The 12125-nt window shown below is 59.7% G+C and carries 19 protein-coding genes; all 19 read left to right on the forward strand.

Going from position 1 to position 12125, the window contains the following annotated elements; all coding sequences use genetic code 11:
* The 19 genes from AC4PS7_RS02455 to recA all read left to right on the forward strand — a co-directional run bounded on the left by AC4PS7_RS02455 (position 1) and on the right by recA (position 12124).
* A complete protein-coding gene (locus AC4PS7_RS02455; protein WP_154847036.1) occupies positions 1-333 on the forward strand; it encodes a phage baseplate protein in 333 nt (110 codons plus the stop codon).
* Positions 330-1325, forward strand: a complete 996-nt coding sequence (locus AC4PS7_RS02460) for a baseplate J/gp47 family protein (RefSeq protein ID WP_021492469.1) — start codon at positions 330-332, stop codon at positions 1323-1325. Before AC4PS7_RS02455 ends, AC4PS7_RS02460 begins: the two co-directional genes overlap by 4 nt.
* Positions 1322-1960 (forward strand): phage tail protein I, encoded by a 639-nt coding sequence (locus AC4PS7_RS02465; protein WP_021492468.1) that lies wholly within the window; start codon positions 1322-1324, stop codon positions 1958-1960. Before AC4PS7_RS02460 ends, AC4PS7_RS02465 begins: the two co-directional genes overlap by 4 nt.
* Entirely contained in the window at positions 1957-2487 is a 531-nt protein-coding gene (locus AC4PS7_RS02470) for a hypothetical protein (protein WP_492179051.1), read from the forward strand. The genes AC4PS7_RS02465 and AC4PS7_RS02470 overlap by 4 nt, the downstream gene beginning before the upstream one ends.
* Positions 2488-2535: 48 nt before the next feature.
* Positions 2536-3318, forward strand: a complete 783-nt coding sequence (locus AC4PS7_RS02475) for a hypothetical protein (protein ID WP_010212713.1) — start codon at positions 2536-2538, stop codon at positions 3316-3318.
* A 1-nt stretch (position 3319) separates the two neighbouring features.
* On the forward strand, positions 3320-3622 hold the full coding sequence (locus tag AC4PS7_RS02480) for a hypothetical protein (RefSeq protein ID WP_010212711.1): 303 nt from the start codon (positions 3320-3322) through the stop codon (positions 3620-3622).
* Positions 3623-3710: 88 nt separating this feature from the next.
* On the forward strand, positions 3711-3884 hold the full coding sequence (locus AC4PS7_RS02485) for a hypothetical protein (protein ID WP_021492464.1): 174 nt from the start codon (positions 3711-3713) through the stop codon (positions 3882-3884).
* A gap of 2 nt (positions 3885-3886) precedes the next feature.
* Positions 3887-5053: a phage tail sheath protein gene (locus tag AC4PS7_RS02490; RefSeq protein ID WP_492179052.1), complete on the forward strand. Its 1167-nt coding sequence runs from the start codon at positions 3887-3889 to the stop codon at positions 5051-5053.
* Positions 5053-5559, forward strand: a complete 507-nt coding sequence (locus AC4PS7_RS02495; RefSeq protein WP_010212707.1) for a phage major tail tube protein — start codon at positions 5053-5055, stop codon at positions 5557-5559. The genes AC4PS7_RS02490 and AC4PS7_RS02495 overlap by 1 nt, the downstream gene beginning before the upstream one ends.
* A gap of 52 nt (positions 5560-5611) precedes the next feature.
* Positions 5612-6184: a phage tail assembly protein gene (locus tag AC4PS7_RS02500; protein ID WP_010212706.1), complete on the forward strand. Its 573-nt coding sequence runs from the start codon at positions 5612-5614 to the stop codon at positions 6182-6184.
* Positions 6181-6306 (forward strand): hypothetical protein, encoded by a 126-nt coding sequence (locus AC4PS7_RS02505; protein ID WP_010212704.1) that lies wholly within the window; start codon positions 6181-6183, stop codon positions 6304-6306. The genes AC4PS7_RS02500 and AC4PS7_RS02505 overlap by 4 nt, the downstream gene beginning before the upstream one ends.
* 5 nt (positions 6307-6311) lie before the next feature.
* Entirely contained in the window at positions 6312-7772 is a 1461-nt protein-coding gene (locus AC4PS7_RS02510) for a glycine zipper domain-containing protein (RefSeq protein WP_069672353.1), read from the forward strand.
* Positions 7772-8155: a phage tail protein gene (locus tag AC4PS7_RS02515; protein WP_010212701.1), complete on the forward strand. Its 384-nt coding sequence runs from the start codon at positions 7772-7774 to the stop codon at positions 8153-8155. The genes AC4PS7_RS02510 and AC4PS7_RS02515 overlap by 1 nt, the downstream gene beginning before the upstream one ends.
* Positions 8148-8360, forward strand: coding sequence for a tail protein X (locus AC4PS7_RS02520; RefSeq protein ID WP_010212700.1), 213 nt, complete (start codon positions 8148-8150; stop codon positions 8358-8360). Before AC4PS7_RS02515 ends, AC4PS7_RS02520 begins: the two co-directional genes overlap by 8 nt.
* Positions 8361-8369: 9 nt before the next feature.
* Complete coding sequence (locus AC4PS7_RS02525) at positions 8370-9377, forward strand: contractile injection system protein, VgrG/Pvc8 family (RefSeq protein ID WP_010212698.1); 1008 nt, start codon at positions 8370-8372, stop codon at positions 9375-9377.
* A 6-nt stretch (positions 9378-9383) separates the two neighbouring features.
* Positions 9384-9941 carry a glycoside hydrolase family 19 protein gene (locus AC4PS7_RS02530; RefSeq protein ID WP_010212696.1) on the forward strand — a complete coding sequence of 186 codons (558 nt, stop codon included), beginning with the start codon at positions 9384-9386 and terminating at the stop codon, positions 9939-9941.
* The gene (locus tag AC4PS7_RS02535) at positions 9905-10399 is read left to right on the forward strand and encodes a lysis system i-spanin subunit Rz (RefSeq protein WP_010212694.1); all 495 of its coding nucleotides are present in this window, start codon (positions 9905-9907) and stop codon (positions 10397-10399) included. The genes AC4PS7_RS02530 and AC4PS7_RS02535 overlap by 37 nt, the downstream gene beginning before the upstream one ends.
* Before the next feature lie 81 nt (positions 10400-10480).
* Positions 10481-10981 (forward strand): CinA family protein, encoded by a 501-nt coding sequence (locus AC4PS7_RS02540; protein WP_010212691.1) that lies wholly within the window; start codon positions 10481-10483, stop codon positions 10979-10981.
* 84 nt (positions 10982-11065) lie between these two features.
* Positions 11066-12124, forward strand: a complete 1059-nt coding sequence (gene recA, locus AC4PS7_RS02545; protein WP_003189042.1) for a recombinase RecA — start codon at positions 11066-11068, stop codon at positions 12122-12124.
* Position 12125: the final 1 nt, after the last annotated feature.

Consider the following 12125-nt stretch of genomic DNA (forward strand, 5'->3'; position numbering starts at 1 on the left):
ATGATCGGAATCGATAGGAACACCGGGGCAGTCGTCGACGACTGGCTGCAATTCGTACAGCGCGCCACCCGAGCGCTGACCACCCCCGTGGGCACTCGCCAGAAACGCCCGCTGTACGGCTCGCTGATCCCGCAACTGCTTGGCCAGAACCTGGGGGATGACCTGCTGATCCTCGCCCAAAGCCACGCCGCGCAGGCGTTCTACAACACCCAGAACGGCATCGCCGACTTTCAACCCCAGATCATCGTCGCCACCCGTCAGGGCGCCGGGTTGTTGCTGCGTTTTGCCGGTACCTGGAAAAACCGCCAACAAACCTTCGAGGTCGCGACATGAGCATGTTGATCCCTGGCCAGAACCAACTGGCGGAACCGGCCATCATCGCCGTGGATGAGTTCGAACCGTTGTTGGCCGAGTTCAAGGCCTTCGTCGTCGACTACGTCGCCACCCGTGCGCCGCAAAGCGCGGCCAAACTCAAGGTCAGCCTCGACAATGAAAGCGAACTGCTGACCCTGGCCCTGGAAGCGTTTTGCGTGCGCCTGCAAACCCACGAACGCAAGTACAACGCCCGCATCAAGCAGATGCTGGCGTGGTGGGCCACTGGCAGTAACCTGGATGCTCGACTGGCCGACATGGGCCTGGAACGCCAAGTGCTCGACCCCGGCGACCCGGCCGCTTTCCCGCCTGTGCCGCCGACGTTGGAAAGCGATGACGACGCTCGCCTGCGTTACTACCTGGCGCCCCATGCTCCGGCGGCGGGCTCGCGGATGCAGTATCGGCGCGAGGTGTTCACCCTCGGCGAGCGGCCGTCGGTAAAAGTGCAAAGCGCAACGCCGGGCGTGGTGACGGTCAGCTACACCTTTGATCCGGACGGTTATGCGGCCCAGGTCAAAGATGGCAATGGGTGTCGAACAGCGCCCGGCGAAGTCATGGTCACCGTGCTTTCTCGTGAGGGCGACGGTACGCCATCTGCCGATTTGCTTGACGGCGTTCGTCGCCATTTCGCACGGCCGGATGTGCGACCGGAGACTGACTTGGTCAGCGTGCAAAGTGCGCAAATCCTGCCGTACAAAATCCGTGTGGTCGCCAAGATCAACGCCGGCCCGGATTCGGGACTCACTCAAGTCGCTGCGCAGAAACTGCTGCAGGACTACGCAGAGTCTTGTCATCGGCTGGAAGGGCGGGTGGATCCGAGTTGGATTGACTATGCGATTCACAGTGCAGGGGCTGCGCAGCTGCAGATTCTTGAGCCTCTGGTGCCGGTTATTGGCAGCGCGTTCCAGGCGCCGTATTGCACGGGTGTCGAAGTGGAGGTGCGTACGCTATGAGTGAGCCTAAAGCGAGCTTGTTGCCGGCCAATAGCTCTCCGTTGGAAAAGGCGTTGGACCTGGGGTTTGGCAAGCTGCTCGACCGCGTAATGCCGCCGTTTCCGGCGTTGATGGATCCACTGCAAACGCCTGCCGAGTTTCTTCCTTACCTTGCCGCCGATCGAGGGGTGAGTGAGTGGGATGCGGATGCCAGCGCCACCGAAAAGCGCATCACTGTGGCCTTGTCCTGGCAGATCCAGCGCCAAGCCGGCACGCCGAAAGCGTTGAGTTATGCGGTGGAATCGCTGGGGTTCACGCCCAACATCAGCGCGTGGTATCAGCAGCGTCCGATGGAGAAGCCTTACACCTTCGACGTGCAGGCCATCATCGGGCGCAGTTGGTCCCGTGGCGATCACAATCGACTGATCCGTCGTATCAACGCAGCCAAGAGCGAGCGGGACCAGGCGACGATCACCATCGTGCATGAAACCGAAGGTCGAATTGCGCTCACTCAGGTCCTCCACGCCCTTTTGAGCGATGGCGAGTTGTGCCTGCACGGCGCGTTGCCGGAGTTGGCGTTGGTTGCCCGACTTAACAGTGCTGGGGCTGCCCAGCACTACACCATTAACGACTACGACCTCAGGGCGCAGCCATGACAGATGACATTACGCGCCTGGTGCGCTTCACCTCCAAAGGTTTGGATGAAGTGCTGCAGGCGAAGAACCAGGGCCTGAAAGGCGAAATCACCCACATCGGCGCCGGCACCGGTCGCTACAACCCGGACGGCACGGAAGTGGCGCTGCGTGATGAGCGCCAACGGGTCGCCATCGTGGATTACGAGGACCTGGGCGACCGACAACTCAGGATGGCCGCGCTGTTTGATGGCGAGGGTGAGTATGAAATTGGCGAGTTCGGGTTTTATCTCGCCAGCGGGACTTTGCTGGCGGTGTACTCCGTGGCAGGGAAGTTGCTGACGTATAAAGCGGCAGCGGCTCGGGTGCTGCAAAAGTTCACGCTGGATGTTTCGCCGTTGCCGGCGGACAGCGTGGCGATTGTGGTGGGGAGTGAAAATCTCAATTTGTTGCTGGCTGAAGAAATCGCAGTTATGGCGGCGGCTTCGGTGGCAAATATGTCTCGCCACATAGACTTGATGTTTAGAGTTATGCATCTGGAAGCACAGTAGTAGATGTCACACGTGTAATGAGAATACAGAATCGACAGGGAGTTGATGATGGGAATTGAAGCGACTATCACAAAAGTTGTAGATGCATGTAATAAGCTTACCGAAACAGTAACCAACCAAATTGGAAAAATAGATGCTCGCGTGGAGACGGCGTCGGCCCAGTTCACTGCGTGGCGTAACAGCGTACAAGCTAAGGATATCAACGGTCGTGCTTCCTACACACAGACGATCGATCTTACGGGACTATCTACCAACATTTTCTACCCCGTCTGGTGGCGGATGCCGGGTAACGAAAAAGGTATGTCGGAGATTGTTATTTCCAGGAACTACGCATTGGACGCAGGCCTCAATCCGTTCAATAACAATTTTGAAGCGCATGTTGCGGGTCTGAACCTGCAAATGGAGGGCTGTGGGATCCCGTGGAATGGGGACGCAAACTTTCTGACCATTAAACGAATCTCCCAAACGTATCGAGAGACCGTCCGGCGCGCACAATTCGGTATGTTGTCTTATGTCCGTCCGGTCACCGGCCTTAAACCCATCTGGCTTAACCAGACCCCCGGCACTTTGGTCTCGTCCCCACAGGAATCGGGTTGCTACTTGCGTGGCGGACTTACATATATCGTCACCAAGAGTTTTGAAGAACCTGTGAAGTTCAGCCGCTCCGATGCCGAGGTTGAGCTGAGTCAAGCCGTGACACCTGAATATGAAATCTCTTGGAAGGTGAAGCCGTTTGCGATGACCGCCCCCGAACTTGGAGAGACCTACCCGGAAAGCAGATTGGCTTACACATTGGATAACGATCTGCGCTATGCAGTGAAAGGAGTTTGATATGGTTGGGTCTATCAAAAAATTACTGTTGGCATCGGGTGAGACGCTCATCAATGTTCCTGCGGACCGTCTCATTTTGAAAGCGCTTGGGTTTGACGAAGTCCTTGTAGATCAACTCGTCAATGAAGCTGAAGATAGCGCCGAGCTGGAACGTGTTATCTCTGCGCGTCGCACGCTCTATATGACTGCAGCCGATCCTTTGTTTCTCGAGTGGCAATACGACGAAACCCCCGAAAAAGAAAAAGCCTGGCGTGACAAAGTTGCCGAAATCAAGGCGCTCTACCCACTGCCTGACCGTACCTGAAGCCTCGCCGCGAAAGCGGTTTTTTTTCGCCTCCCCAAAGCCCCTCCTCGCAGGGGCTTTGGTGTTTTACACACGGAGAATTCCACTCATGTCTGACCGCAAAACCTACACCGTCCTCATCCCATTCCCCATCGGTAACGGCCATTGGTCCACCGCCGGCGAGGAACTGCAACTGCTGGACGTCGAAGCATCCGCCCTGCGCACCGCCGGCCGTCTGGAACTGACCAGCGTCCTCAACTCCACCCCCAAGAAGGCTGACTAACCATGGCTGAGGTTCTTAACTTCGAGCACAACGGCATCACCGTGAATGCCACCGAATCCCCCGAGGCCATGGGTGGCCTCGGCGATAATGTCATCGGCCTGGTCGGCACTGCGCCGAAGGCGCACGCGTCGATCCCTAAAAACGCGCCGTTCCGCATCAACAGTTTCACCACCCAGGCGCTGCTGGACCCCACGGGTACTGAGTCGGGCACGTTGTTTCATGCCGTGTATCAGATCCTCAAGGTCGTGAAGGTGCCGGTCTACGTCGTGATCGTGGAGGAGGGCGCCACCCCAGCTGACACGATCAACAATGTGATCGGCGGCGATGAGCCGGTCACCGGTCGCAAGCTCGGCCTGGCCGCGCTGGCCAGCGTGCCGGAAGACCTGACCATCATCGGTGCCCCAGGCTTCACCGGCACTAAAGCTGTAGCCGGTGAGTTTGCCTCCTTCGGCAAGCGCATCAAAGCGCGTGTGGTGCTGGACGGCAAAGACGCAAGCGTCGCCGACCAAGTGACCTACAGCGGCGAGCTGGGCGGTGCCGACCTAGGTTTCGACCGTTGCCTGCTGGTGCACAACATGCCGTCGGTGTACTCCAAGGCGGCGAAGAAAAACGTGTTCCTTGCGCCGTCGTCCCTGGCGATCGCTGCGCTGGCCAAGGTCAAGCAGTGGGAAAGCCCAGGCAATCAGGTGACGTTCGCAGAGGATGTTTCCCGCGTCGTCGAGTACAACATCCTCGACACGTCCACCGAAGGCGACCTGCTCAATCGCTACGGCGTGAGCTATTACGCTCGCACGATCCTTGGCGGCTTCTCGCTGCTGGGTAACCGTTCCATCACCGGCAAGTTCATCAGCTACGTCGGCCTGGAGGACGCGATCAGCCGCAAGCTGGTCAAGGCCGGCCAGAAAACCATGGCCAAGAACCTCACCAAGTCCTTCATGGACCAGGAGGTCAAGCGCATCAACGATTGGCTGCAAACCCTGGTCGCCGACGAAACCATCCCCGGCGGCAGCGTGTACTTGCACCCGGAATTGAACAGTGTCGAGAAATACAAGAACGGCACCTGGTTCATCGTCATCGACTACGGGCGGTACGCGCCGAACGAACACATGATTTATCAACTCAATGCCCGCGATGAAATCATCGAGCAGTTCCTGGAGGACGTTCTCTAATGTTTACCAACCGAGTCAGACAGGCCATTGCGGCCACCCTTCAAGGCCTGCCGTTGTCCGCGACGGTGGAAGAATTTACCCCTCCGAAGATTGAGTTCGACATGGAGCCCATGTCCGGCGGGCGCTTCATTGCCGAGGAAATGGCCAAGAGCGGCAAGGTGCTGGGCGCCAAGTTGATCCTCCAAGGTGCGGGCCCGGAAATCATGCTGGCGTTGGGCGTGCGCCTGGGTGATGACATCCTGCTGAACGTTCGCGAGGCCGGTCAGGACCAGGATGGCAAGACCTACTTCACCTATCACACCGTGGGCGGCAAGCTCAAATCCCTCGAGGAAGCGAAGCTGAAAATGGGTGAGAAGGCCACCACCACCCTGGAACTCTCCTGCCGCACCTACAACCGTCTGGAAAACGGCATTCCGGTGATCGACATCGACGTACGCACCCAGAAATTCGTGCTCAACGGCGTCGACATCCTCGGCGATGCGCGCCGCGCCGTGCTGATGCCGTAATGCCTCCGGGGGCGGGTTCGCTCGCCCCCATACTTCACCAAGGAGCTACCCCATGGCCTGGATGCCACCGCTGCACCCCCTGCTCTCGCCGATCACCGCCGACACCGGCGCGACGATCGAGCAGGTGCAACTCAAGCCGCTGTACTACGCCGCGCAAAAAGAGGCGCTGGCCCGGGCCGGTGATGACGAGGACGACCAGTTCTTCGAACTGGCGAAACTCGCCACCGGCCTGTCGGAAAAAGAGCTCGACCAACTCAAGCGTCCGGACTACGTGACCATCGCCCAATACGTACATGAGATGTCGACACGTCCTGCATCGTTCTTCCTCGACGGGCAGGCGGAATCGACCCACGACCAGCCCATCCAACTGTTGCAGCCCCTCGACGCTGCTGGCCGTACCTTCACCGAGCTGTCCCTGGAAATGCCCGCCCTGCGCGCCACCAAGGTGATGAAAAAACTCGCCACCAACAAAGAGCGCGCCGAGTTCATCACCGCTCATTGCAGCGGCCTGATGATCCCCGATCTCGCCAACCTGACTGTGCCCGACTGGACCGAATTGCAGGAGCGCATCGACGATTTTTTAAATCAACCGGCGGCTTTCTTTCGCAACGCGACATCGACGTGATCCTCGATGTGGTGCCGCTGGTTTACTCGGTCAATGAGGCGGAGATCCTGGATTGGGATGCCGCAAAAGCATTGCGCCGCTACGACATCGCGATCACTCGCCTTGGCGTTAAACAGGAGTAAGCGGGATGCAAGAGACTAAATATGGGGTCCGGCTCGTCCAGGAGGATTTACGCTGGATGATCGGCGATGCGGACCTCGGCAGTGTGCTCACACCGTTTACCGCAGGTCTTGCCGCACCGGTGAGCCTGGAGGCTGCGCCGCAGCCGCAGCCGCCGCTCACTTCGGCGCTGATGACTGTCAGTACCGGCCTCAATGCCTTGACGCAAGAGCAAGTCCGGCTGCGCGAGACGCTGGAGACCCTCAACAGCACACTGTCCGCCCGCGAACAAACGCTGGCAACCAAGACAGCTGATGTCACTGCTGCACCTGGCGCAAGTGAGCCAAAAAAGCCCGAGCCTGCTACCCGTTCCTGGCGCGAGCAGGGGCTTGAGATGGGAACCGATGCCGTTAAGTTCGTCGGCAAGGAGGTGGTCAGCGGTTTGTGGGATAAGGCCAAAGACAGGCTTTCAGGCAAAGCGCTTGATGCCGTGGCGGACAGGTATCCCACGGCCGCGAAGTGGCTTAAAGAGGACAAGGACGGTAACAAAGGTAAGGAGTGCTGCTGCACGGGAGCCCTTCCTCCGGATATTCGCGGATCATTGGAGCCGGTGCAGTCACAGGTGCCTGAGGGTGTGGGCAAGACCGCCAGGGAGCAAGAAAAAGCGCGCCCTAAAGACACACGGAAAAAACCGCGTGGCCCGCGTAGCAAGACCCGTCAATCCAGCTCGCGCGAGGTCAAGACCAGCGTGGTCAGAAGGGCCATGGATCTCAAGTCGCCACGTGCTGTGCCTGCGGCCAAGGTGTCGCCTCCACTCAATGTCGTGGTCCAGCGGCAGCTTCCATTCGAGGGCACGCGTGCGAGTCAGGCCGCGACCGGTCTTCCCGGTCGGTCGTTTGCCTCCTCCGCAGCACTTCCGACATCCCGTCCCCTGATGCGCGGTGCGGGCAAAGGCCTGGCGGCCGGGTTGTCGGGCACCCTGGCGAAGTTGGAGTCATCCGCCGTCCGCCGTCTTGGCCCGTTGAGGTATGTCGACACGGCCATGGATGTGGCCCAAGGCGTACGCAATGGCGACGTCAAGGCCATCGGCGCCGGCCTCAGCACGGCCGGTGGCGCCTGGGCTGGAGCCTCTGCGGGTGCAGCCATCGGCACGCTGGTTTTCCCCGGTGTGGGGACTGCTGTCGGCGGAGCAATCGGAGGCTTGCTCGGCAGTGAGGCGGGCGCTTGGCTCGGTGACAAGCTGTTCGGGCCTAGGGACCGTCTGCCGGCGCCTGCAGATGTCGGCAAGCACCTGAGCAACGCCCAGGCTGACAACCGACAACTCACCTTCTCCCCGCACATCACGATCAACGCACCTGAACAGGCCAGCTATCAGCAACTGGCTGCGCTGGTGGTGCAACAGATTGAGGCTCAATTCACGCCGTTGCCGATGGACAGCTTGCTGGCGACGCGACGTGACTCGGCCCTGACTGATACAGGAGTAGCGTGATGCGACAACAGATGGCATTGGGCACCTTTATTTTTGGGCTGTCCCGTGGGTTTGCCTACGACACCCTGGACCGTGCAAGCAGTGGTGGTTGGGTCAGCCTGGAGATCGTGGCCGGTAAACCCAAGTCCAGCCAGGTCGGTCAGGCGCTCGAAACGCTCGCCTTTGGTGGCAAGGCTGCACGGGCACAGGGTATGGCGCGGCTGGATGAGTTGCGTGCGCTGCAAGCCCTTCGTGTGCCGTTGCCTTTGGTCGACGGCGTAGGCCTCAGCTGGGGGCTGTGGACCATCAAGTCGGTGGACGAAAAACAGTCCAGCGTCATCGATGACGGTACGGCGATGGTGATCAATTGGTCGGTGGTACTGGAGGAGTTCGTCAATGCGTAGGGTACGAAGTATTGCGGGTGATTCGGTGAACCTGCTGCTCTACCGCGAGCTAGGGCGCTGTGATGATGCGGCTGAGGAAGTGTTGTGGCGCTTGAATCCTGAATTGGCCGAACAGGGCGCGGTATTGCCTGCGGGCGTCAACGTGATTGTGCCTGAACTGGAGACACAACCGACCGCCAATCAGCCGGTTTCGGCCTGGGATTAAGGAGTCACCATGACACTTGGATTTACACCGGTGGTGGAAATTTACGGCGACAACGCCGCGCTGCTCAATGAGCGGCTACTGGAGTGGGAACACACTGATTTGGCGGGTTTCGTGTCCGATCAGTTGAAGTTGACTCTCGACATCGAAGGCCTTGAAGGGTTGCCTGGCTTGGGCGGGCATATCGGCCTGCGCGTTGGCTACCGGGAATCCGGCCTGGTGGATAAAGGGCGTTTCAAGATCACTCAGCGTACGCCGTCGCTGTTTCCGCTGCGCGTGGTGCTGGTGGCGACGGCAGCGCCTTTTGATGAACCCGAGTTCAAGAAGCGACGAACCGCCAGTCACGGGCCGATCAGCCTGGGGGCGCTGTTTCGCCAGTTGACCACTCGCCATGGCTTCTCACCGCGTGTGGCACATGACTTGGAAGGCGAACAGATCCAGCATATCGACCAGACCAATGAAAGCGACATGGCGTTTTTGACGCGGTTGGCCAAGCGGTTCGATGCGGTGGCCAAACCCGTCGACGAGCTGTATGTGCTGGGCCGCAAAGGGCAGATCAAGTCGCTGTCTGGCAAGGTTTTGCCGGATGTGCAGCTGTCGATCACCCGTGATAACCGTCCGGGAGATCGTGCGTTTGTTTCCGCCAGCTTTACTGAAACCAGCCGCGCGACCTACTCCGGCGCCCAAGCGCGCTGGTGGGATGCAGCCGCCGGTAAACAACACGTGGTGGAGGTGGGGGGCGCGCCGTTCAAGGTCATGACGCAGCGTTACCAGAGCGAGGCTGAAGCCAGAACTGCCGCTGAGGGCGAGATGCGTCGAGTGGGCCGTGAGGGCTTGCAGGTCAGTGTGATCTGCCCTGGAAACCCCTCATTTGGCGCCGAAGGGCTGTTGCTGTTGGACGAGTCCTGGCCTGGCTTTATGCGGGGTCGTTGGTCGATCGACAGTGTGACTGCCAGCGGCAAGCGCAAAGAGAGCTACCGATGTGCGATCAAGGCCAGTGGTTTGTCCCCGGCCGAGTGAGGAACCATGCTGATAACACTGCCCCAACTGCTTCAAATCCTGCCGGGAGCCCGCCTTGGAGCGGGCTCTTTTTTGCCCGCACTGAACATGGCAATGTCCAGGTTTGAGATCGGTCAACCCAAGCGCATTGCTGCGTTTCTCGCCCAGGTCGGTCATGAGTCCGGCGAATTGCGTTACGTGCGTGAACTGGGCAGTGATGAATATTTGAGCAAGTACGATACTGGCGCATTGGCCGCACGCCTGGGCAACACACCCGAAGCCGACGGCGACGGCCAGAAATACCGGGGCAGGGGGCTGATCCAGATTACCGGACGCCGCAATTACCTGTCTTGCAGCCAGGCACTGTTCGGCGATGATCGTTTGTTGCGGGAACCGACGTTGCTGGAGCAGCCGCAATGGGCGGCCGAGTCGGCGGCCTGGTTCTGGCAACGCAACGGCCTGAACGAACTGGCCGACAAGGATCAATTCACTGCGATCACGCGACGTATCAATGGCGGGCTCAATGGGCTGGAGGATCGCTTGCGGTTATGGGCGCGGGCGAAGGCGGTGTTGTGCGTTTCTTAGGCGCGTGCCGCTTGATCGGTGTATGCCTGCTGATGGCGGTTGTGTGGCAGGTACAGGCCTGGCGGTACGCGGCGCAGATCGCACATTTGTCGGCAGCGCAGACGCAGGCAGCCCTGTACCAGAAGCAGGTCGAGCAGGATAAGCGGCTGGCCCTTGAGCAACAGCTCAGTGCCGATGATCAACGACATGCCCGGGAGTTGAGCGATGCCCAACGTAACCAAGCTATTTTGCGCGACCGCCTGGCCACTGCTGATGTGCGGTTGTCAGTCCTTCTCGACGCTTCCAGTGGCTGTCCGGTGCCAGCCTCCACCGCCCCCGGCAGCGTGGTTCATGCAGCCCCGCGAGCCCGACTTGACCCGGCGCATGCTCAGCGAATTATCGGCATCACCGACGACGGTGACAGCGCCTTGATCGCCTTGCGCGCGTGCCAGGCTTACGTGCGTGCCGTCGCCCGTTAGCGTCTTGAGACAGTCCGTCACTTGCGCGTGCGAGCGGCTCCTGTAGGGTAGGCGAACCCCCGCCCACGTCTGGAGACGACCGTGAAGGAAATCACTCAACTGGCTGCTGAATTGGGGCGCCGCTTGCAGGTGCTCAATGCCCATGTCACCACTGCCGAGTCCTGCACTGGCGGTGGAATCGCGGAAGCCATCACGCGGATTCCGGGGAGTTCGGCCTGGTTCGAGGCGGGGTATGTCACCTATTCCAACCGTCAGAAGACCCGGCAGCTGAATGTGCCGGAAATGCTGTTTTCAAAAGTCGGCGCTGTCAGCCGGGAAGTGGTGGAAGCGATGGTCCGCGGCGCACAGGAAAAAAGCCTGGCGCGTTTTGCTGTCGCCGTCAGCGGTGTGGCGGGGCCGGATGGCGGTTCGCCGGACAAACCGGTGGGCACTGTATGGCTGGCTTTCGGCGTGGGCGAGGACGTCACGGCCGAAGTTGAACACTTCACCGGCAACCGCGACGAGGTCCGCCGACAAACGGTAAAGGCCGCGCTAGAGGGCTTGTTGCGACGAGCTGCAGCAGAAATAGAAAATCAGGGGTAGGCGATCTCCGATCTTTATGGAACAATACTGTCTACTTATACAGGTGTTGGCCGCCCCGGCCTTATTGATTACGTGAGGACTTTAATGGACGACAACAAGAAGAAAGCCTTGGCTGCGGCCCTGGGTCAGATCGAACGTCAATTCGGCAAGGGTGCCGTAATGCGTATGGGCGATCACGACCGTCAGGCGATCCCGGCTATTTCCACTGGCTCTCTGGGTCTGGACATCGCGCTCGGCATTGGCGGCCTGCCAAAAGGCCGTATCGTTGAAATCTACGGTCCTGAATCTTCCGGTAAAACCACCCTGACCCTGTCGGTCATTGCCCAGGCGCAGAAAATGGGCGCCACCTGTGCGTTCGTCGACGCCGAGCACGCCCTGGACCCTGAATACGCCGGCAAACTGGGCGTCAACGTTGACGACCTGCTGGTTTCCCAGCCAGACACCGGTGAGCAAGCCCTGGAAATCACCGACATGCTGGTGCGCTCCAACGCCATCGACGTGATCGTGGTCGACTCCGTGGCTGCCCTGGTGCCCAAGGCTGAAATCGAAGGCGAAATGGGTGATATGCACGTGGGCCTGCAAGCCCGTCTGATGTCCCAGGCGCTGCGTAAAATCACCGGTAACATCAAGAACGCCAACTGCCTGGTGATCTTCATCAACCAAATCCGTATGAAGATCGGCGTGATGTTCGGCAGCCCGGAAACCACCACCGGTGGTAACGCGCTGAAGTTCTACGCTTCGGTCCGTCTGGATATCCGCCGTACTGGCGCGGTGAAAGAAGGTGACGAGGTTGTGGGTAGTGAAACCCGCGTCAAAGTCGTGAAGAACAAAGTGGCTCCGCCTTTCCGTCAGGCCGAGTTCCAGATTCTCTACGGCAAGGGTATCTACCTGAACGGCGAGATGATCGACCTGGGCGTGTTGCACGGTTTCGTCGAGAAATCGGGTGCCTGGTATGCCTACAACGGCAGCAAGATCGGCCAAGGCAAGGCCAACTCGGCCAAGTTCCTGGCGGACAACCCGGACATCGCTGCCACACTTGAAAAGCAGATTCGCGACAAGCTGCTGACCGCCGCTCCAGACGTGAAAGCTGCCGCCAACCGCGAGCCGGTTGAAGAAGTGGAAGAAGCTGATACTGACATCTGAA

The sequence above is a fragment of the Pseudomonas sp. DW-iso3 genome (assembly GCF_058725305.1).